Here is a 22,036-nt window from a genome sequence, read left to right on the forward strand (position 1 = left end):
CGCATTTTTAATAAAACTAAAAATACACCGTTCTTTCCTGCCGCAGGTCCGTCAGAAGATTATTGGCCATACGGCTGACCCCGAAACGGAACAACTCCTTATTGAGCCAGTCCTTTCCGAGCACGGCTGACACTATAAAATAGTAGCTTGCGGCATCCTTGCTTGTAACCATCCCTCCTGCCGGCTTGAAACCCACTTTGCGGGATGTCGCCCTGTAGAAGGCCGATATGCACTCGCACATTATGTAGGCCGCCATCGGAGTTGCGGAAACTTCCGTCTTTCCGGTCGAGGTCTTTATGAAATCCGCCCCGGCCTCCATGGCAAGGAAAGAAGCCGCTGCTATGTTTTCCGGAGTGACCAGAAGGCCCGTTTCAAGTATGACTTTCAATATGGCCTTCCTTCCCGCCGCCGCGGCAGCCTTGTCGACCTCCGCCCTGATTGCGCGCAATTCGGCGGAAGTCCTTTCGTAATCGCCTTCAAGGAAAGCATTCAGGGCAATCACTACATCTATCTCGTCCGCCCCGGCCTCTACCGCCATCCTGCACTCGGCCAGTTTTACTTCAAGAAAACTTTGCGAATGAGGGAACACGCCTGCAACGGCGGTAATATGCACGTCTTCGCTCTTCTTTTCCGACCGGATGACAGGGACGAAATTCGGGAACACACAGATGGAAGCCGGATTGGGATAATCCGGGTAAACGCCTCTGAATGCATCCACTTTCGCCACGAGCCGGCGTATGTCGGACGGAGTATCGGTATTTTTCAACGAGGTAAGGTCCATCATGCCGAAACAGTTCCGGAGAATCTCCGGAGTGACCGCTCCGTCTATATTGGAAGCTATAATCTCAAGGTTACGGTCTATGCTGTCCTTATCAGGCCTGTAACCGTATTTTTCAAACAAATAATCCATAAAAATATTTTTACGAGTTATGATAAATCAAAAAAATCTGTTCTTCGAATCCATGATAATCGTCACGGGCCCGTCATTGACAAGGGAAATCTTCATGTCCGCTCCGAAAACGCCCCGTTCCGCCCTTTTGCCGGACAAAGCCGAGACCGTGTCGAGAAAATCCTCATAAAGAGGGGCAGATATTTCCGAATGGGCGGCCCTGATGTACGAAGGCCTGTTCCCTTTGGCCGTCGATGCCATAAGGGTGAACTGGCTTACTACGAGCAATTCGCCGGAAACATCGGCAAGCGACCTGTTCATGACCCCTTGCGCATCATCGAAAATCCTCAAGGACACGATTTTTCTGGCCATCCATTCCAAATCCTCATGCGTATCGTCGCCGGTAAAGCCCACAAGCACGAGCAGGCCCTTTCCGATCCGCCCTGCGACAGGAAGGCTTTCCAGTTCCGTCCATCCCGGAAAGGCCGTCCTTACATCCGCTGAAATCACGCGCTGCAATACGGCTCTCATCTTCTCACCCCCTTATCTGCACCGTAAATCCCTCCTCTTCAAGAGGGGCGGCAATCCTCTGCATTTCTTCGACAGATACCTTCGACAACCCTTTTTGAGGAGTGTCCCGGTCTATCGTATACATCATTATTTCGCGGGGTTTCACCCTCCTCACGATATCATACCACCTTCTTACCCGGCCGTCATCCGTCATATCATGGCCCGACCCCTGGAAAAAGATTGTCTGGAGGATGAAATCCCCTTTGAACGCCTCCATGCCCTCTATTACGGTCTCTATCGAGTACTCGCCCTGCGGCCTGTTTACCGCCTGCACGACTTCGATATCGGGACTGTCGAGCTTGAGGATGGGATTGTCCACCTTCATCAGAGCTTCGCGAACCTCTTTTTTCCAGACCCTCGTGGCATTGGAAAGGACGGAAACCTTCGACGCTGGAAAATATCTGTCGCGAAGTTCTATCGTCTTTTCAATGATACGTGGAAAATCAGGATGCAGGGTAGGCTCACCGTTTCCGGAAAACGTTATGGTATCCAAAGGCTTGCCTTCGGAAGAAAATTCTTCAAGCCTGGATTCGAGGGCGAGGGCTACCTGCTCGAAAGACGGCAGGACATTATCCCCGCGGCGTTCTTCGTTCCAGCCGCACTCGCAATATATGCAGTTGAAATTGCACAGTTTCCCATGCTGGGGGAGCAGGTTCACGCCCAGCGACACCCCGAGCCTGCGTGAGGATACCGGGCCGAAAACAATATTTTCAAACAAAGCCGTAGACATGGCACCTGTATTTTTAAAGAATCCTTACTGACGAAGATTTTTCGGAAAGTTTCATTCCCTGCACGTCGAAACCCTCGATATTCACTATCCCGGGCTTTTTCCCGGCTTCGAAAGAGCCTAACAGGTCCTCCTTGGCCAGAAACTCCGCACCGTTGGCTGTCGCCCATTTGAGAATCTCGGCAAAAGGTATGGAAGGAAAATTGTCCTGGATGCATTTCATTTCATCGACAATGCAAAGCGAGTCGTTGCTCGAAAGCGAATCCGTCCCTATGGTAATCTTCAGCCCCTTCTCCCTCATCAGGTCCAAAGGAGGCAACTGATTATGTATGAATATGTTTGACAAAGGACATACGGCAAAATACGGAGAACGGAGCCATTCTTTCGCATAGTCTATGCTTTCTTCATCAATCACGACATTATGGACAAGCAGCACATGGCCCTTTATCGGGGAACGGAGCACTTTCCTGAGGTTGTCTATAAAATATTTGAGGGCCGAACCGCCTGTGACCGGAGGCGTTGGAAGCCCCCTTCCCTTGTAGTTTTCCGCAAGCTCGCCGGTACCGTACCTTATGAGTTCCTCCTCCTGCCCGCTCTCCTGGGAATGGTAGGAAAGGAAACCGCTTTTAAGGCCTGCCGCTGAAGCCGCCTGCAACAATTCCGGGCACATCGTATAACATGAATGCGGAGTCGGAGCGGCATCCAAATCCATTTCCTCCGCCTCGCGGGCCAGTTCCCGGGCACCTTCTATTATGGATTCGGTTTCAGCCGGGTCCGTACCGAACACCTCTATGAAAGTCCTCGTATACATCGGCGAATGCGACTTGCACTCGAAACTTTCATCGCAATTGGATATGTCTGCCATGGCCGAAACGCCCTGACGGTAAAGACTGCGCATCTCCGCTTCCAATGCATTGATACGCCCGTTTCTGTCCACCGATTCACGCAAAGCGTTAATCTGGTTTATGAATCCGGACATTCCGCTGCCCTTCTTGAAAGCTCCCCTCAAATGGGAAAGTTCTATGTGGCAATGCGCGTTCACGAATCCCGGAACAATCGCGCCGGGAAAATATTCGGCGACCGAAAGGGCCGGAGGATTCAATTCGCGGGCCGCACCCATTTTCAGCACATAGCCTTCATCGTCAGTCATCACATAGCCGTCCCTGATAGGGTCGCTGACGACAGGAAAAATATAATCAGATGTAAAAATTCTCATTTTTATAACAAGTCATTCAAATGGTCATTTAAAATATATTTCATCGTGTCCTCCAAAACGAACACGCTGTCAGTCACGATGTGTATCCCGCCGAGGCTGTCCACGGACAGAATCCCGATGCTGTCGGTAAAATGCGGCAGATAGCCCACGGGCGGCAGGGAACGGATGATGCTGTCAAGGATAAAATCGGCCCGCCTCTCGCTGTCGTCCCTCAACATGAGCGCAATGACTTCCTTCTCGCGTTTTTCCAATATCGAACGGCTCTTCTTCAGTATCTTGACATACCTGTCGGCATCAAGCATATAATAGTCGAGACTTCTCATATAGTCCTCGCCCGTACAGCCGTATTTTTCAAAAACACCCGCATATACGAACGAGGTATCGGCCATCCCTCCGTACCTCTGGTTCCGCAAAAGCCATTCGTCCACAAGGAAAAGCTCGGCGTTTATTTCCGCCATCTTCTTTTTGGAGATTATGCCGCGCCCCGAACACGCCGCCAAAGCGGACAGCATGATCAGTGACAGAAGTATGGCGAACATTTTACGCATCATCTCAACTGGGCCGCAAATTCTTTTTCGAAAACATTCACAAGGTTTTCCATAAACTTCTCGACTTCCTTGTCGGTCAATGTCTTGTCAGCATCGCGAAGCACGAAGGACAAGGCATATTGCTTCTTGCCTCCCGGTATTTTGTCCCCTCTGTAGACATCGAACAGGGTGACTTGCCTCAGAAGTTTCCTTCCTGCCTTGAAAGCCGCCCTGCGCATATCTGCAAAAGTCACGCCCTCGTCTACCAGAAGGGCCAGATCGCGTCTTACTTCAGGGAATTTAGGCAGCGGGGAATACTTGATTACATTCGTGCGTGCGAACGTAAGCAAGGCATCGAAAGATATCTCGGCGGCAAACACCGGCTGCTTTATGCCGAATTTCTTCAATACCGAAGGAAGGACGGTGCCTATGACCGCGACCTTCTCTCCGCGCAGGGAATATTCAAGGCCTTCCGAGAACAAGTCCTCCGGAGCAGGAAGGCAGTCCATCGAGTAAGAATCCGCCCCGAAACGCCTCAGAATCAGTTCCAGATATCCCTTCAGAACGAAAAATCCGCTTTTTTCCGACGGAGCGCACCATGATTTTTCGGTAGCGCCGGTAATCAAGAGTGAAAACGCCTTATGCTCATCGATATCCTGAACGCCGTGTATCTCCGGGGATTTTTTCGAATATACCGAACCGAATTCGAAAAGTTTCATCGAAACGACCTGCCTGTTGATATTGTGGGCTATCACTTCCATCCCCCCGAACAGCAGGGTCTGGCGCATAACGTTCAAATCCGAACTCAGAGGATTCAGCACTCCGACCGACCTCTCCTCGGGGAAGGTCGACAGTCCTGCATAATAATCCCCCTTGGTGAGGGAATTGTTCATGATTTCACGGAAACCGTTAGCCGAAAGCAAGGACGACACAGCTTCCGACACATGCTCCCTGCGGTTCTCCGACGATGAAGAAGCCGAAATCCTCACCCTTTCAGGAAAATCGACGTTGTCATAACCGTATATCCTCAAGATTTCCTCAACCACATCGCATTCCCTCAAAACATCGACCCTGTAGGAAGGCACTTCCACCACAATCCCGACAAATGCCCCGTCAATCGCATAAACCTTTTCAAGAACCCTGAATTCAAGGGCCTGCAATATTTCCACTATCTTATCCGCACCGATGGCCTTGCCGATCAGCGACTCCATGCGTAAAAAATCAAGGGCGACGGTATTTTTACGGATGTCGGATGAAAATTTCCTTACTATATCCCCTTCGATACGTCCTCCAGCGATTTCCGTAATCAGCAGGGCCGCCCTTTTGGCTGCATAATCCGTAAGGAAAGGATCGACTCCCCTTTCATAACGGAAGGATGCATCCGTCTTTATCCCATGCCTCTTCGAGCTCTTGCGGATTGAAACCGGATTGAAATATGCGCTTTCGAGGAAAACATCCGTCGTGCTTTCGCTTATGCCGGAAAACTCCCCTCCGAAAACTCCGGCAAGGCACATTGGCCTCACGGCATCGCAAATCATCAGATCCTCGGCAGACAGAGTCCGCTCCACACCGTCGAGGGTAACGAATTTTTCACCTTCGGCAGCACGGCGGACAACTATTTTTCCGCCTTCTACTTTCGCAAGATCGAACGCATGCATCGGAAGCCCGGCTTCCAGCATGACGAAATTAGTGACATCGACTATATTGTTTATCGGCCTAAGCCCAACCGACAGCAGATGCTTTTTGAGCCATTCAGGGGACTCTCCCACTTTTACTCCGCGCAAGGTTATGCCGGAATAACGCGGAGCACCGTCCGGGGCCTGCACTTCGATTTCCGTCCCGTGACCTTCACCCGGTCTGAACGCAGCGACCGACGGAAGTGTCATTTCCGCCTGGTGCCCGTGGGATACGAGCCATGCATACAGGTCCCTTGCCACACCGATATGCGAAGCCGCGTCTATCCTGTTCGGTGTAAGGCCTATTTCGAAGACCGCATCGGTTTCAAGTCCCAAATAAGTCTTTGCCGGTGTCCCCGGAACGGCATCGGCATCCAGCACCATTATGCCGTCATGCGAAGAGCCTACGCCCAGTTCATCCTCGGCACATATCATTCCGAAAGACTCGACACCTCTGATTTTCGATTTCTTGATCTTGAACTCCGAGCCGTCCTCGGCAGGAAGGCGCGAACCGATTTTTGCCAGAAGCACTTTCTGGCCTGCCGCCACATTGGGAGCGCCGCAGACTACCTGAAGGATTTCACCGTTTCCCGCATCGACCCTGGTCACATGCAGATGATCCGAATCAGGATGATCCGTACATTCAAGGACTTCGGCCACCACTACCCCTTCAAGTCCTCCTGGTACAGGCTCTACATACTCCAAAGCCTCCACTTCAAGCCCTGTGGAAGTGAGGGTCTGCGCTATCTTGGCGGCATCGAAATCCGTCGCGATATATTCTTTAAGCCAACTGTAAGAAATCTTCATATCAAAATCATTTATCTTTAATATCGTCTACTGAAAAAATCGAATTTATGAACTCGCGTTTGTCGAAAACCTTCAAATCGTCGACACCTTCCCCGATTCCCACGAATTTTACCGGAACCTTGAAACGGTCCACGATTCCTATCACCACCCCTCCCTTGGCTGTCCCGTCCAATTTGGTGACGGCAAGGGCGGTAATATCCGTAGCTTTCGCGAATTCCTGCGCCTGGACGTAAGCATTCTGCCCCGTAGAACCGTCCAGGACAAGAAGGACTTCATGAGGAGCCCCTGGAACGACCTTCCCCATTACGTTCCTTATCTTGGTAAGCTCGTTCATCAGGTTTATTTTGTTGTGGAGCCGTCCTGCCGTGTCCACAAGCACGACATCGGTGCCTTTGGCTACGGCCGACTTGACAGTATCGAAGGCGACAGAAGCGGGATCCGCCCCCATGCCCTGTTTAACTATATCGGCACCCGAGCGCTCGGCCCAAATGGAAAGCTGGTCCACGGCCGCCGCCCTAAAAGTGTCGGCCGCCCCCAACATCACACTTTTGCCCTGCGCCCTCAGCATGGAAGCGAGCTTGCCTATCGTCGTGGTCTTGCCGACCCCGTTCACTCCGACAACCATAATCACATATGGCTTTTTGGAAAAATCGAAAGGTTCTACCGGCCCTGCCTCGCTGTCTGAAACGTCAAGCATCGAGAGTATTTCATCCTTGACTATGTCTGCCAGTTCCTTGAGACTGGTATATTTGTCCCTGTGTACCCTGTCCTCTATGCCGTCGATGACCTTCATCGTAGTGTCCACACCCATGTCCGAAGCAATCAGGGCCTCCTCTATGGCATCGAGCACATCCTCGTCTATGGCGGACTTGCCGAGAATCGCCTTGGAAAGTCTGGAGAAAAAACCGTCCTTGGTTTTTTTCATTCCCTTATCAAAAATACCCATACGAATAACTTTTGTTCAATTTGCAAATATACGCAGAAGCCGAGAGCAATGCAAATGAACTTGTTCAAATTGTATTGCCGAGGCGCAACAGTATTTCTGCCATAGGCAAATTGCGAAGCAGTACTGCCGAATGCAAGAAGGCGGCCAAAAAGGCCGCCTCCGACTAATATCAGTTTATCTGGAAACTGTCAGTTTTATTTCTTGGCGAAAAAATCTTTCACCTGCTCGGTAGGTACGAGCTCTTCTTTGAACATATATGCGCCGCTTTTAGGCGATTTGTCCATACGGATGCACTTGATCACGTTCCTTGTGCTTCCTTTCGAGAATGTTGCGACTGCTTTCTTTGCCATAGTCTAAAAAATTATTTTATTTCGCGGTGAAGCGTTACCTTTTTCAAATACGGGTTGTATTTCATGCGCTCGAGACGCTGGGTCGTATTTTTCCTGTTCTTTGTAGTGATATACCTTGAGATTCCCGGCACTCCGGTAGCTTTCTGTTCGGTGCACTCCAAAATCACCTGAACCCTATTACCTTTTGCTTTCTTTGCCATAGCGCACTAAAATTAAATGTTTTTAACATAACCCTTCTGCCCTGCCTCTTTCAAAGTTGCGGACAGTCCGTTCTTGCATATCTGCCTGAGACCTTTGCAGGAAACCTTCAACGTAATAAATTTCTGCTGCTCCTCGGACCAGAACTTCTTCGTCCTGAGGTTGAGGGCAAATTCGCGCTTTGTGCGCCTCTTGGAGTGGGAAACGTTGTTTCCTATCATCCTCTTTCTTCCAGTTATTTGACAAACTCTTGCCATTTCAGTATATTTTTATTTTATTATTCAAAAACTAAGGGCTGCAAAATTACCCCTTTTCTAAGTAAAAAACAAATTTTTATAAAAATTTGAACAAACGGTTCCACCTGATATTCTTCGGGAAAGGCTTGGTTTTGTCCGAAGAGAACCATACTACGGCCGGCTTGCCGACTATGTGGTTTTCCGGGACGAATCCCCAATAACGCGAATCCAAAGAATTGTGGCGGTTGTCTCCAACCATAAAATAGTAGTCCTGTGCGAATGTGTAGCTGTCGGCCTCATTCCCGTCTATGTATATCCTTCCGTCCTTGACTTCGAGCTCATGACCTTCGTAAACCTCTATTATCCTCCTGTACAAAGGAAGTACGGACAAATCGAGTTTTACCGTCGCATCCTTTTCGGGTATCCATAAAGGGCCGAAGTTGTCCCTGGTCCAGTCGTAGGACTTGTCGAACGGGAAAATCATAAGGTAGCCTTCCGAGCTGTCCCCGCCTTTCTTCTGGATGTCGGGGGTGACCGAAACGACTGCCGAAAGATTCTCTATGCCTTCAAGGGCCTTTTTCGTGAGAGGCAGGGCTTCATATCCAGGCAAAGCCGGATTGAAATAAGCATCCTCCGAATTCACGCCGAGCCCGTCGAGAAGCATCGAGTTCAGCCTTTGTCCCGAAGTCACCACGCGATATGTATTCTGGACACCTTCATAATCAGGAAGCCTTTCCCCATTGACACTGATGACACCGTCGGTTATCTCCAGCGTATCACCGGGCACTGCGACACAGCGTTTCACATAGTTGTCCTTCTTATCGTCCGGCCTTACCTTGATTGGGCCGTAATTGTCAAGGACGAACTGCCTGCCGTTAATCCGGACATGGGTATAATAGTCTTCCGACGGGAAGCGTGCCAACACCGTATCCCCGTGAGGAAATGCGAAAACCACATAATCTCCGCGCTCCACTTTCCCGAAACCTTTCAGACGCCTGTATTTCCACTCCACCGCCGTAGAATAGGATTCCTTTCCCGACGGCATCATATTGTGGGTAAATGGCACTGTAAGAGGGGTCTGGGGAATCTTCGGGCCATAAGCCAGCTTGCTTACGAACAGGTAATCCCCTGTCATAAGGGAATTCTCCATGGACGAGGAAGGAATCTTGAACGCCTGGAAAAAGAAAATATTGATGAAAATCACAGCGATTAGCGCGAAAATAATCGCGTCGAGCCAATCAAGCAATACGTTGCGCTTTTCTCCTTTCTTGTACTTTTTCGTCCAGAAAGCCCATTTGACTTTCTTGGTAACGTTCAGGTCAAAAACTATAATCAGCCCCAGCAGGAACCAGTAGTTCCCGAGCCATACGACCCATGCGGTATACAGAATCGCCCAAAAGGCGAATCTGAGCCACCTGTTGCGATATAGTTCCTTCAGACTCATCCGCCGGTCTCAAACTATTTTACAGAGTTGATTATAGCTTCGAATGCCTGCGGGTTGTTCATTGCGAGGTCGGCGAGAACTTTGCGGTCGAGACCTATGTTCTGTTTCGCGAGACGACCCATGAACTGGGAATATGTCATTCCATACTGCCTTGCAGCTGCATTGATCCTCTGAATCCAGAGCGAACGGAAAGCACGTTTCTTGTTCTTACGGTCACGATAGGCGTAAGTAAGGCCTTTCTCGTAGGTATTCTTCGCTACTGTCCAGACGTTTTTACGAGACAGGAAATTACCTTTTGTCTCTTTTAAAATCTTTTTGCGGCGCGCTCTTGAAGCGACTGAATTTACCGATCTTGGCATAACTTTGATTTTTTGGGAGGCAGCGCCCCTCTGGGGTCTTCCGGCTGCTTTTCCCGGTTAAACATTAATTAAACTTAAAATTACCTGCCCAATAAAAGCTTGATCCTTTTCGCATCGCATGCATCCATGATAGCGAAATGGGTCAGATTTCTTTTCTGCTTCTTGGTCTTCTTTGTGAGAATGTGGCTTTTGTAAGCGTGTTTTCTCTTGATTTTTCCCGTTCCGGTAAGTGAAAAACGCTTTTTGGCACCGGAGTTGGTCTTCTGTTTTGGCATTGTTAAAAAATTTAACTGTTAATATTATTAAAAACTATATGCTCCCTTACTTCTTCTTCAGGGGGGCAATCATCATAATCATACGCTTGCCTTCGAGTTTCGGCATCTGTTCCGCCCTTCCGTACTCTTCGAGTTCCACCGCAAACCTCAGCAGGAGTTTTTCGCCCTGATCGGAAAACAATATGGAACGGCCGCGGAAGAACACGTATGCCTTGACCTTGGCACCTTCGGACAGGAACTCCTGGGCATGCTTCAGCTTGAACTGGAAATCATGCTCATCGGTATTCGGTCCGAAACGAATCTCCTTGATTACCACCTTGGCCGCATTGGCCTTCATTTCCTTCGCCTTCTTCTTCTGCTGGTAAAGGTATTTCTGGTAATCCATTATCTTGCACACCGGAGGATCTGCCTTGGCTGAAATCTCGACAAGGTCGAGCTGAAGTTCGTCAGCCAGTTTCATTGCCGCCGAAACCGTATATATACCCGGCTGTGGTATATTGTCTCCGACAAGTCTCACTCGGGGAGCCGTAATCGCTTCGTTTATGCAGACTCCGTCATCCTTCTTCTTTTGCGAGGCTCTGTCGTTCTCGGGTCTTCGCGAATTGTCGTAATTCTGTTTTGCACCCAATGGTTTTTTAAATGGTGTTGCGATAAAAAAATCCTCCAATGTTTATAACGCCTTGGCGTTGTTAATACTAAAAATTATCTAAGCCAATTGTTTCTTTACTTCGTCATTTATAAGGTCCGTGAAAGCCTCGGCACCCATTTCGCCGCAACTTTCACCGCCCTGCCTGCGCACTGAAACGGTTCCGTTCGCCTCTTCCTTCTCTCCTACCACCAGCAGATAAGGAATCCTCTTCATCTCGTTCTCGCGTATTTTCTTTCCAATCGTTTCGTTCCTGTCATCGATTGAGGCGCGAATATCGCAATTATTCAGCAAATTGCAAACTTTTTTTGCATAATTGTTATATTTCTCGCTTACAGGGAGTATGACAGCCTGCTGCGGGGTGAGCCAGAGAGGGAGTTTCCCGCCGGTATGCTCAAGCAGCACGGCCACAAAACGCTCCATGGAACCGAAAGGCGCACGGTGTATCATGACCGGACGGTGTTTCCTGTCATCGCTTCCGGTATATTCGAGTTCGAATCTTTCCGGAAGGTTGTAGTCCACCTGTATGGTACCGAGCTGCCACTTCCTTCCGATGGCGTCCTTGACCATGAAGTCGAGTTTCGGACCGTAGAAAGCAGCCTCGCCGTATTCCACGACGGTCTTCAGGCCTTTTTCCTCGGCAGCCTCGATGATGGCCCTTTCGGCCTTCTCCCAGTTTTCGTCGGAACCTATGTATTTTTCCCTGTTTTCAGGGTCGCGCAACGAAACCTGCGCTATGTATTCGTTGAAATCGAGTGTCTTGAAAATATACAGCACGATGTCTATCACCTTGCAGAATTCTTCCTTCAACTGATCAGGACGGCAGAAGATATGCGCGTCGTCCTGCGTAAAACCGCGCACCCTCGTAAGCCCGTGGAGCTCGCCGCTCTGCTCGTAACGGTAAACAGTACCGAATTCGGCAAGTCTCAAAGGAAGGTCCTTGTACGACCTCGGTTTCGAGCGGTATATCTCACAATGGTGAGGGCAGTTCATCGGTTTCAGCAGGAATTCCTCCCCTTCCTGCGGCGTGGTTATCGGACGGAAAGAGTCTTTACCGTATTTTGCATAATGGCCCGACGTTACATAGAGTTGCTTCTGGCCGATATGAGGAGTGATGACCGGCAGATATCCGTAAGCCTTCTGCACCTTCCTCAGAAACATTTCGAGCCTTTCCCTGAGCATGGCCCCGTTTGGAAGCCACAAAGGAAGACCCTGTCCCACCTTGGAAGAAAAAGTGAAAAGTTCCAGCTCCTTGCCTATTTTCCTGTGGTCCCTCTTCTTTGCCTCTTCGAGAAGGACGAGGTACTCATCCAGCATCGACTTCTTAGGGAAGGTTATGCCGTAGATACGTGTAAGCATCTGCCTGTTCTCGTCTCCCCTCCAGTAAGCCCCCGCTATGGAGGTCAGCTTTACCGCCTTTATTACGGAGGTATCCCTCAGGTGCGGGCCGCGGCACAGGTCGGTAAATGAACCGTTGGTATAGAACGTAATGGTCCCGTCCTGGAGATCGCGGATAAGCTCGCACTTGTATTCGTCGCCTTTTTCCGTATAGGTACGCATCGCCTCGTCTTTCGAAACCTCCCTGCGCACAAAAGGTTCCTTGGTCCTGGCGAGCTCGATCATCCTGTCCTCTATTTTTTTCAGATCGCTTTCCGAAAGGGTACGGTCGCCGAGGTCTATGTCATAATAAAACCCGTTTTCGATGGCAGGGCCGATTCCGAACTTGACACCGGGATAAAGCTGCTGGAGAGCTTCGGCCATAAGGTGCGACGAAGAGTGCCAGAACACATGTTTTGCCTCCGGGTCATCCCATTTGTGCAGCTTTATGGCGGCATTTCCGTTTATGGGACGGTCAAGGTCGTATATCGTTCCTTTCCCTGTCCTGTCTTCGGGGAAAATCACTGTTGCGGCAAGCACTTCGGCCGCGAGCCTCGGGCTTATACCCTCCGCTATTTCGTACGGCGTTACACCATCATTGTACTGGCGTACGCTTCCATCCGGGAAAGTTATGTCTATCATATCAAAACTGTTTAATCCAATCAAACGTGCAAAGATACGAAATAATTAATTATATTTGCATCCAAATAAACGGGAAAATGAAAGAGGTAACGACCAAACAGCAAATCTGGAACAGCGCGGCAAAGGACGGGGCCATTCTGGCCTGCATAACGATAGGAGCCGGCCTGATCAACATCCTGATGAACAAAATTACCGGAAACAGCACTTCACCGGGCACGACAATGATTGCGGCTACCGTATCGATGCTGCTGTGGATAGTCAAGACCGTAGGTTCATTCCTGCTTCTGAAAAGGCAGGTGACAATATTTTCAAACGCCAACGGCGATCCGGGAAAACGTTTCGGATACGGTGTCAAGGTAGCCCTATTCTCCTCAATCCTCTGTGCGGTTTTTGTTGCCGTCGACCTGCTTTACATCTCGGCTGACACCCTGTCGGGGACATGGGACATGGTAATGCAGATGTACAGCGGACAACTGGACAGCAACTCCACCAGAATGCTTGAAAACATAAAGGAGTACATTCCTGTTTACAGTACGATAGGCCAGTTCATCTGGATGTTCATCATAGGGATAGTCTTCAGCGCCATAATCTCCTCCATGAGGAAATCCACCCCTTTCGGACAGGACGGGAACACTGACGGACAGTACAACTAAAAAACCGGGGGAGATGGATTTATCTATAGTAATATCGCTGTATAATGAAAACGAGTCTCTGACCGAGCTCGTGGAATGGATACGCAGGGTTCTTGAAGACAGGATTCCGGATTACGAAATAATATTGGTCGATGACGGGAGCAATGACGGGTCCTGGCAGACAATAGCCGGACTGTCGGAAAAATACGGTCCTAAGATAAAAGGCATTTCATTCCGCCGCAATTACGGAAAATCCGCCGCACTCTATTGCGGTTTCGAAGCCGCCGAGGGCGATGTCGTCATAACCATGGATGCAGACCTTCAGGACTCGCCGGACGAAATACCGGAACTGTACAGGATGATCCGTGAAGACGGATACGACCTCGTGTCCGGATGGAAAAGGCACCGGCTGGACAACAAGCTGACCAAAAACATCCCGTCCAAAATATACAACGCCACGGCCCGCCGGATAACAGGGATAAAGCTCCACGACATGAACTGCGGTCTGAAAGCCTACCGCAAGGAGGTCGTCAAGAATATAGAAGTGTACGGGGAAATGCACCGCTACATACCTTATCTCGCCAAGAATGCCGGATTCACCCGCATCGGCGAGAAAGAGGTGGTTCACCGCAAAAGGAAATTCGGCAAGAGCAAGTTCGGCATCAACCGTTTCGTAAACGGCTATCTCGACCTGCTGTCCCTATGGTTCCTGATGACCTTCGGCCGCAAGCCAATGCATCTTTTCGGGCTCATCGGCTCGCTGCTTTTCCTTATCGGAGGCATAATGGTGATATGTATGATAGTCATCAAGGTCAGCAACCAGGTGCAAGGCATGGATTTCAGGCCTGTCACCGAGCAGCCCCTGTTCTACCTCTCGCTCACATCCATAATCATCGGCACCCAGCTTTTCCTCACCGGTTTTATCGGGGAAATGATTTCACGCAACAGCGAAGGCAGGAACACCTATAATATAAAAGAAAGGCTGAACCTGAAAGGCTGAACATGTAGGTGCGATTTGCATCATCAAAATTTTATTCCTAACTTTAGCAGGTCATCTGCGCCGGCAACGCCGATGTCCCGCCCGGACACTGCCGTACGGTTAAGTTTCGCGGCACGTCCGAGAGGCGGCCTCCCGCATCATAAACTCAGAAACAACTTCTAAAACCGACAAAGGCCTGAAGTCAGAATTCCGTAAAAAACCGTCATCCTTGCGCAGGTAACGGTGATAAAAGACCAGCGGATAAACGACTATGAACCTCCTCAATTTGAGGCATTGGATTTCTCCACCTTCACCATCAACGGACTTGAAATGGCCGGGCCGGAATACACGGAACAGGACATAATAAGGGCATTCGGGCAGCCCGATACCGTGATGTTTGATGAATTCGGATATACCTACACATACTTTTTCGAAAGCGATATTTCATCAGTACAGTATGGAAATGCAGCGGAAATAACGCTGTATAGCAAGCCTAAGGGGCCGATTATGACAGCGTACGTATTCGATGGCAAATATAATGTCAATGGATTCATTCGCGTAGGGGACCCCATTTCGAAAGTATATGAAATGGACGGGGACTTCAGCAACACACAGTATCATAAAAACCGCGCAGGAGCCATATTCTGGCGACCTACAGGAACAGGATGGGAAAATGTGGAGTTTTTCAATTGCCCGGAATTCACCTATGACGAAGACGGGGTCATCACAAGCATCGGATTCTGGAGTTTTTGAGAACGGATATTTACTCACTCACTGGAGAACCGTTTACATGTAATTTTAGAACAATCGGTGCATGGCAATTTTGGACCAGCGGATAATTCCGGAATCGCGGCATGCAAGAATAGTGACAAACCGGGCACGCCCCGACTTAACTCAAACGCATCGCTATACACTGATTAACAACAAATTAACTCCTTGGTAAAAAATTTCAAGTGTGGATTCTGACTGGTTCCGAACCCCTTGAAATCCACAGTTATCTTTCCTCTTACATATTATTTATTGTTGATTTACAATGCATTACAACAAGAAAAGTTAAGTCGGGGTGTGCTCTGAACCCAAAGTTTTGTCCTCAATTCCGGGAAAGTGAACCAAATTCCCACGAATCCATGACACTTTCCCCCGGGAATATTGCTCATAACGCTTTTTTCATCTGCATTATCGGGGAAAGTGAACCAATTTGCCATGAAACCGCGGCACTTTCCCCTGGGAATATTGCTCATAACGCTATTTTCATCTGTATTTTCGGGGAAAGTGAACCAATTTACCACGAAACCGTGGCACTTTCCCCCGGAACTAAAGCGGTTCGACAAATATATCAGAAGATATTATTGACACCGCCGCCGAAATATCCACCCTCGATTTTTCCAGTGCATTTCATCACCCGAAATGTCGCGCAGGTAACGGTGACAAACGGCCAACGATGGCAAACGACACGGGAAAAAAATTTGTAAAAACGTAAAATTTGTGGAAACGAAAAACAAGAACAGGACTCGCTTCGGGGTATGTCCGCACACCACCCGAAAACAAGTCCTATTTTATTATAATAAAGAATCTATCCCCCTCGCACCAAGCTACCGGCCACTCAGCATCTCACATCAAACGGCCGTCCACTCGGCATCTCGCATCAAACACCTGCCACTCGGCATCTTACCACCGGCAGAAGTTCAGTCACTGCCAGCCCAATCATTGCTAAGCCCAGCCATTGCCAAGTCCAGTCACCGCAATCACTGCCAGCCCAGTCATTGCCAACACAGTCACCGCAGTCACTGCCAACACAATCGCCGCCAAGCACAGTCACTGCCAAGTTCAGTCTTTGTCCGAGACCTTGTCTCCGGCAGAAGCTTTACTGGTAGCAGAAGTTACAGAAGTTTTGCTGCCGGCAGAGGCCTTGTCGCCTTTTGCAGACTTGAGCCTTTCGTCGAAATCGCCGGTCGTAATCATCCGGCAGGTGCAGTTGAATATCGAGCCGATTTCGACACTGAGCTTCACTATCTCGGCCGTACCGGAAAGAGAGCAGCCGTTTTTCAGGGAAAGGGTATCCCCTATCGTCACGCTTCCGCTGACCTTGCCCCAGATGTCCGCACTGCGGGCAATGATATCGCCGACAATCTCGGAAGTTTCACCGACGAGCACTTTGCCCTCGGTGATTATGCTACCCTCGAATCTGCCGTCAACCCTGATATCCGAAGAAGATATCATCGTACCTTTCAGCTCAGTACTCGATGCGAGCCTGCTTATCTCATTGAAGTTTACATTACCTTCGTTCTTTGCCATATATAACTGTTTTTATAATTACAAAATCAAACCGTCCGGGGTCAATTACAAAATCAATGTCCGGAATCAAATACAAAACAACGTCCGGAATCAAATACAAAATCAATGTCCGGGATCAAAGTCCCGCTACGGTGCTATGGTGTTACGGTGCTACGGCGATACAGCTAAATATGTACCGCTTCACCGTGGACGGCGGAAGCCGCTTCCATGATTGCCTCGCTCATCGTAGGATGAGGGAAAATTACCGACATGATGTCCTTGCAGGTGGCATTCATCTTCATGGCAAGCGAAATCACAGAAAGCATTTCCGTGACATTCTCGCCCACCATGCTTGCTCCAAGGACCCTGTCGGTCTCGGGATCAGCAAGTATCTTCACGAATCCTTCCCTCTCGCCGGAAGCCGTAGCCTTGCCGGAAGCCGTAAACGGGAATTTTCCCACTTTGTAAGCGATTTCCTTCGCCTTGGCAGTACGTTCGTTCAAGCCTACCGAAGCGACCTGAGGACAAGTATAGGTACATGAAGGTATTATTCCATAATCGACCGGGGCCGGAGCCAGCCCGGCTATGTTTTCGACACAGTTGATTGCCTCAGCCGAAGCGACATGTGCCAAAGCCGGGGTAGCTATGACATCTCCGATGGCATAAACACCCTTGAAAGAAGTCTCATAATGCCCGTCCACCGGTATACGGCCCTTTACGCATTCGATTCCGAGACTGTCGAGGCCGATATTGTCAGTATTAGGGACGACACCTACTGCCGACAGGACTACATCGGCCCTGAGCTCCGTCTCCCCTTTCTTCGTGTCGATTTTCAGGACGACCCCATCTCCGGAAGTGTCAACGGATTTCACTGCGGATGACACCATCACCTTTATTCCGCGCTTCCTGAAAGAACGGCTGAGCTGCGCGGAGGCTTCGTCATCTTCGAGAGGAAGAATCCTGTCCAAGAACTCTATTATGGTAACATCCACGCCCAATGATGCATAGAAAAACGCGAGTTCGCTGCCTATGGCTCCCGAGCCTATTACAGCCATTGAAGACGGAAGGGTTTCAGGCACCAGGGCATGACGGTAGCCCAGAATCTTCTTTCCATCGATCGGGGCGAAAGGAAGTGAAGCCGCACGGGCGCCGGTCGCCACGATAATGTGTTCCGCACCGTATTCCGCACTGCCCCCTTCCGCAAGGGCGACATCCACTACGGCATGTCCGCCGTCATTACGCAAACGGGCCTCGCCCTTTATGACGGTGACACCGTTTTTCTTGAACAAGTACTCTATTCCTTTTGACATGGTGGAAGCCACTCCCCTGCTGCGGGACACTATGGCCTGTATGTCCGCTCCGACATTTTCCGCCGAGAAACCGTATTCGGTCCCGTGGATGGCGGTAAGATAACTCTCCGCGCTTTTCAACAGAGCCTTGGTCGGGATGCATCCCCAGTTAAGGCAGATACCGCCAAGCGATTCACGCTCTATCACGGCGCATTTCATTCCCAGCTGTGCAGAACGTATCGCAGCCACATAACCGCCGGGCCCCGCACCTATTACTATGACATCGAATCTTTCCATTATCGTTATTATTGATTTTTACCGCAACAATTTTTGTATTTCTTCCCGCTTCCGCAAGGGCATGGGTCATTCCTGCCGACCCTCTTTTCGACCCTTACCGGGGCTTTGCTCTTAGGTTCCCCGCCATTGGTGTAAAGCTCCGACCTGCCGGTCTGCATACGGCTCATGTCGGTGCGGCGCTGCTCGCTCTCGCGTACAGTGGCGTTCTGCCTCAAAGGTATGAAAGCCCTCAACAGGAAAGAAAGGACATCCGAAGATATGCCTTCGACAGTCTCCTTGAACAGGCCGTAGCTTTCCATTTTATAGATAAGAAGCGGATCCTTCTGCTCGTAAGTCGCATTCTGGACGGACTGCTTCAGGTCATCCATGTTTCTCAGATGCTGCTTCCAATGTTCGTCTATCTGGTAAAGCATTATCGTCTTCGCAAGAGACCTGGAAATCTCCCGGCCCTCGTTTTCATAAGCCTTTTTCAGATTCACGGCAATGGTAAGGGCCTTTACACCGTCGCTTATAGGAATTGCTATGTTTTCGTATATGGCACTCTGCGTTTCATATACATTCTTTATTATCGGCATCGCCTGGGTTATCATGGTATCCATGCGGCGGTCGTAAGTTGCCGTAATCGCTTCCGCGAGTTTGTCAGAAAGTTCATCGCGTTTCGAGTTTTCAAACTCCTTCTCGGTAAACGGCACCTCGATCGAAAGGAGCTTCATTATTTCATACGAAAACGCCCCGTATTCGTAGTCGCCGTATTTTTCCATGACGGAGTCCGCCAAATCCTGAATCATATTGGACAGGTCAATCTCTATCCTCTCTCCGTTCAATGCATTGCGGCGGCGCCCGTAAATGGCCTTCCTCTGGGCGTTCATCACGTCATCATATTCGAGAAGCCGCTTACGGATACCGAAGTTGTTTTCCTCGACACGCTTCTGGGCGCGTTCTATCGCGTTGGAAAGGGCTCCCGCATTCAGGGCTTCGCCCTCTTTCAACCCGAGCCTGTCCACTATCCTCGATATACGCTCCGCTCCGAAAAGTCGCATCAGATTGTCTTCAAGGGACACATAGAAGACCGAAGATCCCGGGTCCCCCTGACGTCCGGCACGGCCGCGGAGCTGCCTGTCCACACGCCGGCTGTCATGCCTTTCCGTACCGATTATGGCGAGACCGCCGGCCTTGCGGACCTCCTCGGTAAGTTTGATATCGGTACCACGTCCGGCCATGTTCGTTGCAATGGTGACAGTACCGGCCTCCCCGGCATGGGCGACAATCTCGGCCTCACGTGCATGCTGTTTTGCATTCAGCACCTGATGGTTTATGCCGCGCATCCTGAGCATGCGGCTGAGAAGTTCGGAAACCTCCACGGACACCGTACCGACAAGGACAGGACGGCCTTTTCCTGTAAGGTTTACGATTTCGTCTATGACGGCCTTGTATTTTTCATTCTTCGTCTTGTATACGATATCGTCATAATCGATTCTGATTACAGGCTTGTTCGTAGGAATGACCATCACATCCATCTTGTAAATGGACCAGAACTCTCCTGCTTCCGTCTCCGCCGTACCGGTCATACCGGCAAGTTTATGGTACATCCTGAAATAGTTCTGGAGGGTGATGGTGGCGAAGGTCTGGGTGGCCGCTTCGACCTTGACATTCTCCTTCGCCTCTATGGCCTGGTGCAGTCCGTCCGAATAACGGCGGCCTTCGAGGATACGTCCCGTCTGCTCGTCCACTATCTTGACCTTGTTGTCCATAACGACATATTCGACATCCTTTTCGAACATCGCATACGCTTTCAGCAACTGGTTGACGGTATGGACACGCTCGGATTTAAGGGCATAGTCGGAAAGTATGGCATCCTTCTTCTGCTGTTTTTCCATTTCCGAAAGTGCGGTGTCCTTCTCCAGTTCCGCTATCTCCTCTCCCACGTCGGGAAGCACGAAGAACCTGTTGTCCTCGAATCTTTCGCTGAGAAGGTCATGTCCCTTGTCGGTAAGGTCTACCGTCCTCTGCTTTTCATCTATGACGAAATAAAGAGGGTCGGTGATAATATGCATGTTCCTGTTATTGTCCTGCATGTAACGGCCTTCCACACTGAGCAACAGCTGTTTCATACCCGGCTCGCTGAGGAATTTGATAAGGGCGCCCATCTTAGGCAGGGCCTTGTGGGCACGCAAAAGCGGAACCGCACCTTCGTCGTTCTTGCCTTCGGCTATGAGTTTTTTCGCCTCGTTGAGATAACCTATCGCGAGCTGCCTCTGGGCATTGTAAAGTTTTTCTACGTATGGCTTGTACTCCATGAACTGCTGGTCGTCACCCTTCGGCACCGGGCCGGAGATAATCAACGGAGTACGGGCATCGTCGATGAGCACGGAATCGACCTCGTCGACTATGGCATAATGATGCTTGCGCTGTACGAGGTCCTTAAGGGAAATGGCCATATTGTCCCTGAGGTAGTCGAAACCGAACTCATTGTTGGTACCGAACGTTATATCCGCATTGTAGGCAGCCTTGCGGGCCTCGGAATTCGGCTGGTGCTTGTCGATGCAATCCACGGAAAGTCCGTGGAACATGTAAAGCGGCCCCATCCATTCGGAGTCTCGTTTCGAGAGGTAATCGTTGACGGTCACCACATGCACGCCTTTTCCGGCCAGGGCGTTCAGGAAAACCGGAAGCGTGGCGACAAGGGTCTTTCCCTCACCGGTCGCCATCTCCGCTATCTTTCCCTGATGCAAGGCGATACCGCCAATGAGCTGCACGTCATAATGCACCATGTCCCACACTATCGTATTTCCGCCTGCCGTCCACGAATTTTTCCACACGGCCTCGTCCCCCTCGATATGCACGAAATCTTTCTGGGAACTGAGTTTCCTGTCGAAGTCCGTGGCTTTTACGCGTATCTCGCTGTTCTGCGCGAATCTTCTTGCCGTCGATTTCATTATGGCGAATGCATCCGGAAGGATTTCGTTCAGCACCGCTTCTATTGTATCGTCGATGTTCTTCTCAAGGGTATCCGCCTCGCTTGCCAGCTTCTCCTTTTCGGCTATGGGAAGTTCCTTTTCCAGCTCGGCCTTGATTTCGGCAATCCTTTTCTCGTCCGCCTCTATCGCGGCCGCCACACGCTCCCTCAGCTTCCCGCTCGCTTCACGCAGCTCGTCCACAGAGAGCTTGTCTATCCTGTCATAGGCCGCCAGCACCTTTTCCAATATCGGCTTCACGGCCTTCAAATCACGCTCGGCCTTGGAGCCGAACAGTTTCTTCAAAATATCAGCAAAAGACATATTTCATCAAAATTGTAAACAATCCTGCAAAGATAATAAAATATACGCACATAAAAAAGACGGCCGCCATCGCAAAACGACAACAGCCATCTCTTTTTTCTATGTCTCTCCTACCGGATTATTCAGCCAACGATATGGCGCCGGTCGGGCAGACATCCGAGCAAGCACCGCATTCGATGCACTTGTCCGGATCGATTTTGTAAATATCGCCCGCAGAGATTGCCCCTACTGGACATTCATCGATACATGTGCCGCAAGCAGCACAATTTTCAGAAATTTTGTAAGCCATTATAAAAAACTTTAAAAATTGTTAAATGTCATTGTTATTAGGGCGCAAATATATCATATTTTTTTTAATTGGAGCCAAATATGGCGTATATTTGTCGGACAATTTTTATTTTT

At 49.9% G+C, this 22,036-nt stretch carries 22 protein-coding genes; 3 read left to right on the forward strand and 19 right to left on the reverse strand.

Annotated elements, in window-relative coordinates; all coding sequences use genetic code 11:
* Positions 1-16: 16 nt before the first annotated feature.
* From deoC to thrS, 15 genes are all read right to left on the reverse strand, one after another.
* Positions 17-910, reverse strand: a complete 894-nt coding sequence (gene deoC / locus B5F83_RS00610; protein WP_087275686.1) for a deoxyribose-phosphate aldolase — start codon at positions 908-910, stop codon at positions 17-19.
* A gap of 27 nt (positions 911-937) precedes the next feature.
* Entirely contained in the window at positions 938-1,420 is a 483-nt protein-coding gene (dtd, locus tag B5F83_RS00615; protein WP_087275689.1) for a D-aminoacyl-tRNA deacylase, read from the reverse strand.
* 4 nt (positions 1,421-1,424) lie between these two features.
* Positions 1,425-2,189, reverse strand: coding sequence for a radical SAM protein (locus B5F83_RS00620; protein WP_087275692.1), 765 nt, complete (start codon positions 2,187-2,189; stop codon positions 1,425-1,427).
* A gap of 13 nt (positions 2,190-2,202) precedes the next feature.
* Complete coding sequence (locus B5F83_RS00625) at positions 2,203-3,402, reverse strand: amidohydrolase family protein (protein WP_087275695.1); 1,200 nt, start codon at positions 3,400-3,402, stop codon at positions 2,203-2,205.
* Positions 3,403-3,404: 2 nt separating this feature from the next.
* Positions 3,405-3,953 (reverse strand): DUF4296 domain-containing protein, encoded by a 549-nt coding sequence (locus B5F83_RS00630; protein WP_087275698.1) that lies wholly within the window; start codon positions 3,951-3,953, stop codon positions 3,405-3,407.
* On the reverse strand, positions 3,950-6,412 hold the full coding sequence (gene pheT / locus B5F83_RS00635) for a phenylalanine--tRNA ligase subunit beta (RefSeq protein ID WP_087275703.1): 2,463 nt from the start codon (positions 6,410-6,412) through the stop codon (positions 3,950-3,952). The genes B5F83_RS00630 and pheT overlap by 4 nt, the downstream gene beginning before the upstream one ends.
* A gap of 7 nt (positions 6,413-6,419) precedes the next feature.
* The gene (gene ftsY, locus B5F83_RS00640; RefSeq protein WP_087275706.1) at positions 6,420-7,358 is read right to left on the reverse strand and encodes a signal recognition particle-docking protein FtsY; all 939 of its coding nucleotides are present in this window, start codon (positions 7,356-7,358) and stop codon (positions 6,420-6,422) included.
* Positions 7,359-7,552: 194 nt separating this feature from the next.
* Positions 7,553-7,708: a DUF4295 domain-containing protein gene (locus tag B5F83_RS00645; protein WP_087275709.1), complete on the reverse strand. Its 156-nt coding sequence runs from the start codon at positions 7,706-7,708 to the stop codon at positions 7,553-7,555.
* Between the two features lie 11 nt (positions 7,709-7,719).
* Positions 7,720-7,908 carry a 50S ribosomal protein L33 gene (rpmG, locus tag B5F83_RS00650; protein ID WP_087275712.1) on the reverse strand — a complete coding sequence of 63 codons (189 nt, stop codon included), beginning with the start codon at positions 7,906-7,908 and terminating at the stop codon, positions 7,720-7,722.
* Positions 7,909-7,920: 12 nt separating this feature from the next.
* Positions 7,921-8,163 (reverse strand): 50S ribosomal protein L28, encoded by a 243-nt coding sequence (gene rpmB / locus B5F83_RS00655; protein ID WP_087275717.1) that lies wholly within the window; start codon positions 8,161-8,163, stop codon positions 7,921-7,923.
* 76 nt (positions 8,164-8,239) lie between these two features.
* Positions 8,240-9,586, reverse strand: coding sequence for a signal peptidase I (gene lepB, locus B5F83_RS00660; RefSeq protein ID WP_087275719.1), 1,347 nt, complete (start codon positions 9,584-9,586; stop codon positions 8,240-8,242).
* A gap of 14 nt (positions 9,587-9,600) precedes the next feature.
* A complete protein-coding gene (gene rplT, locus B5F83_RS00665; RefSeq protein WP_087275721.1) occupies positions 9,601-9,945 on the reverse strand; it encodes a 50S ribosomal protein L20 in 345 nt (114 codons plus the stop codon).
* Between the two features lie 80 nt (positions 9,946-10,025).
* Positions 10,026-10,220, reverse strand: a complete 195-nt coding sequence (gene rpmI, locus B5F83_RS00670; protein ID WP_087275724.1) for a 50S ribosomal protein L35 — start codon at positions 10,218-10,220, stop codon at positions 10,026-10,028.
* A 46-nt stretch (positions 10,221-10,266) separates the two neighbouring features.
* Positions 10,267-10,764, reverse strand: coding sequence for a translation initiation factor IF-3 (gene infC / locus B5F83_RS00675; protein ID WP_239383792.1), 498 nt, complete (start codon positions 10,762-10,764; stop codon positions 10,267-10,269).
* A gap of 162 nt (positions 10,765-10,926) precedes the next feature.
* Positions 10,927-12,885, reverse strand: coding sequence for a threonine--tRNA ligase (gene thrS / locus B5F83_RS00680; protein ID WP_087275729.1), 1,959 nt, complete (start codon positions 12,883-12,885; stop codon positions 10,927-10,929).
* A gap of 77 nt (positions 12,886-12,962) precedes the next feature.
* Here thrS and B5F83_RS00685 point away from each other — a divergent pair, with 77 nt between their 5' ends.
* The 3 genes from B5F83_RS00685 (at position 12,963) to B5F83_RS00695 (ending at position 15,249) form a co-directional block, all read left to right on the forward strand.
* Complete coding sequence (locus tag B5F83_RS00685) at positions 12,963-13,538, forward strand: DUF4199 domain-containing protein (RefSeq protein WP_087275732.1); 576 nt, start codon at positions 12,963-12,965, stop codon at positions 13,536-13,538.
* 13 nt (positions 13,539-13,551) lie between these two features.
* Positions 13,552-14,517 (forward strand): glycosyltransferase family 2 protein, encoded by a 966-nt coding sequence (locus B5F83_RS00690; RefSeq protein WP_087275734.1) that lies wholly within the window; start codon positions 13,552-13,554, stop codon positions 14,515-14,517.
* Between the two features lie 222 nt (positions 14,518-14,739).
* Entirely contained in the window at positions 14,740-15,249 is a 510-nt protein-coding gene (locus tag B5F83_RS00695) for a hypothetical protein (protein ID WP_143822426.1), read from the forward strand.
* Between the two features lie 1,074 nt (positions 15,250-16,323).
* Here B5F83_RS00695 and B5F83_RS00700 read toward each other — a convergent pair.
* The 4 genes from B5F83_RS00700 to B5F83_RS00715 all read right to left on the reverse strand — a co-directional run bounded on the left by B5F83_RS00700 (position 16,324) and on the right by B5F83_RS00715 (position 21,923).
* Entirely contained in the window at positions 16,324-16,791 is a 468-nt protein-coding gene (locus B5F83_RS00700) for a polymer-forming cytoskeletal protein (RefSeq protein ID WP_087275740.1), read from the reverse strand.
* 164 nt (positions 16,792-16,955) lie between these two features.
* A complete protein-coding gene (gene lpdA, locus B5F83_RS00705) occupies positions 16,956-18,356 on the reverse strand; it encodes a dihydrolipoyl dehydrogenase (protein ID WP_087275743.1) in 1,401 nt (466 codons plus the stop codon).
* Between the two features lie 8 nt (positions 18,357-18,364).
* On the reverse strand, positions 18,365-21,634 hold the full coding sequence (gene secA / locus B5F83_RS00710) for a preprotein translocase subunit SecA (protein ID WP_087275746.1): 3,270 nt from the start codon (positions 21,632-21,634) through the stop codon (positions 18,365-18,367).
* 118 nt (positions 21,635-21,752) lie between these two features.
* On the reverse strand, positions 21,753-21,923 hold the full coding sequence (locus B5F83_RS00715; RefSeq protein ID WP_087275749.1) for a 4Fe-4S binding protein: 171 nt from the start codon (positions 21,921-21,923) through the stop codon (positions 21,753-21,755).
* Positions 21,924-22,036: the final 113 nt, after the last annotated feature.

Origin of the sequence: Muribaculum sp. An289 (assembly GCF_002159555.1) — a bacterium.
GTDB lineage: Bacteria > Bacteroidota > Bacteroidia > Bacteroidales > UBA932 > Merdivivens > Merdivivens faecigallinarum.

Bases quoted from the DNA above. Each gene is read 5' to 3' on its own strand.
- deoC (WP_087275686.1), bottom strand. From the start codon at position 910: ATGGATTATTTGTTTGAAAAATACGGTTACAGGCCTGATAAGGACAGC.
- dtd (WP_087275689.1), bottom strand. From the start codon at position 1,420: ATGAGAGCCGTATTGCAGCGCGTGATTTCAGCGGATGTAAGGACGGCC.
- B5F83_RS00620 (WP_087275692.1), bottom strand. From the start codon at position 2,189: ATGTCTACGGCTTTGTTTGAAAATATTGTTTTCGGCCCGGTATCCTCA.
- B5F83_RS00625 (WP_087275695.1), bottom strand. From the start codon at position 3,402: ATGAGAATTTTTACATCTGATTATATTTTTCCTGTCGTCAGCGACCCT.
- B5F83_RS00630 (WP_087275698.1), bottom strand. From the start codon at position 3,953: ATGATGCGTAAAATGTTCGCCATACTTCTGTCACTGATCATGCTGTCC.
- pheT (WP_087275703.1), bottom strand. From the start codon at position 6,412: ATGAAGATTTCTTACAGTTGGCTTAAAGAATATATCGCGACGGATTTC.
- ftsY (WP_087275706.1), bottom strand. From the start codon at position 7,358: ATGGGTATTTTTGATAAGGGAATGAAAAAAACCAAGGACGGTTTTTTC.
- B5F83_RS00645 (WP_087275709.1), bottom strand. From the start codon at position 7,708: ATGGCAAAGAAAGCAGTCGCAACATTCTCGAAAGGAAGCACAAGGAAC.
- rpmG (WP_087275712.1), bottom strand. From the start codon at position 7,908: ATGGCAAAGAAAGCAAAAGGTAATAGGGTTCAGGTGATTTTGGAGTGC.
- rpmB (WP_087275717.1), bottom strand. From the start codon at position 8,163: ATGGCAAGAGTTTGTCAAATAACTGGAAGAAAGAGGATGATAGGAAAC.
- lepB (WP_087275719.1), bottom strand. From the start codon at position 9,586: ATGAGTCTGAAGGAACTATATCGCAACAGGTGGCTCAGATTCGCCTTT.
- rplT (WP_087275721.1), bottom strand. From the start codon at position 9,945: ATGCCAAGATCGGTAAATTCAGTCGCTTCAAGAGCGCGCCGCAAAAAG.
- rpmI (WP_087275724.1), bottom strand. From the start codon at position 10,220: ATGCCAAAACAGAAGACCAACTCCGGTGCCAAAAAGCGTTTTTCACTT.
- thrS (WP_087275729.1), bottom strand. From the start codon at position 12,885: ATGATAGACATAACTTTCCCGGATGGAAGCGTACGCCAGTACAATGAT.
- B5F83_RS00685 (WP_087275732.1), top strand. From the start codon at position 12,963: ATGAAAGAGGTAACGACCAAACAGCAAATCTGGAACAGCGCGGCAAAG.
- B5F83_RS00690 (WP_087275734.1), top strand. From the start codon at position 13,552: ATGGATTTATCTATAGTAATATCGCTGTATAATGAAAACGAGTCTCTG.
- B5F83_RS00700 (WP_087275740.1), bottom strand. From the start codon at position 16,791: ATGGCAAAGAACGAAGGTAATGTAAACTTCAATGAGATAAGCAGGCTC.
- lpdA (WP_087275743.1), bottom strand. From the start codon at position 18,356: ATGGAAAGATTCGATGTCATAGTAATAGGTGCGGGGCCCGGCGGTTAT.
- secA (WP_087275746.1), bottom strand. From the start codon at position 21,634: ATGTCTTTTGCTGATATTTTGAAGAAACTGTTCGGCTCCAAGGCCGAG.
- B5F83_RS00715 (WP_087275749.1), bottom strand. From the start codon at position 21,923: ATGGCTTACAAAATTTCTGAAAATTGTGCTGCTTGCGGCACATGTATC.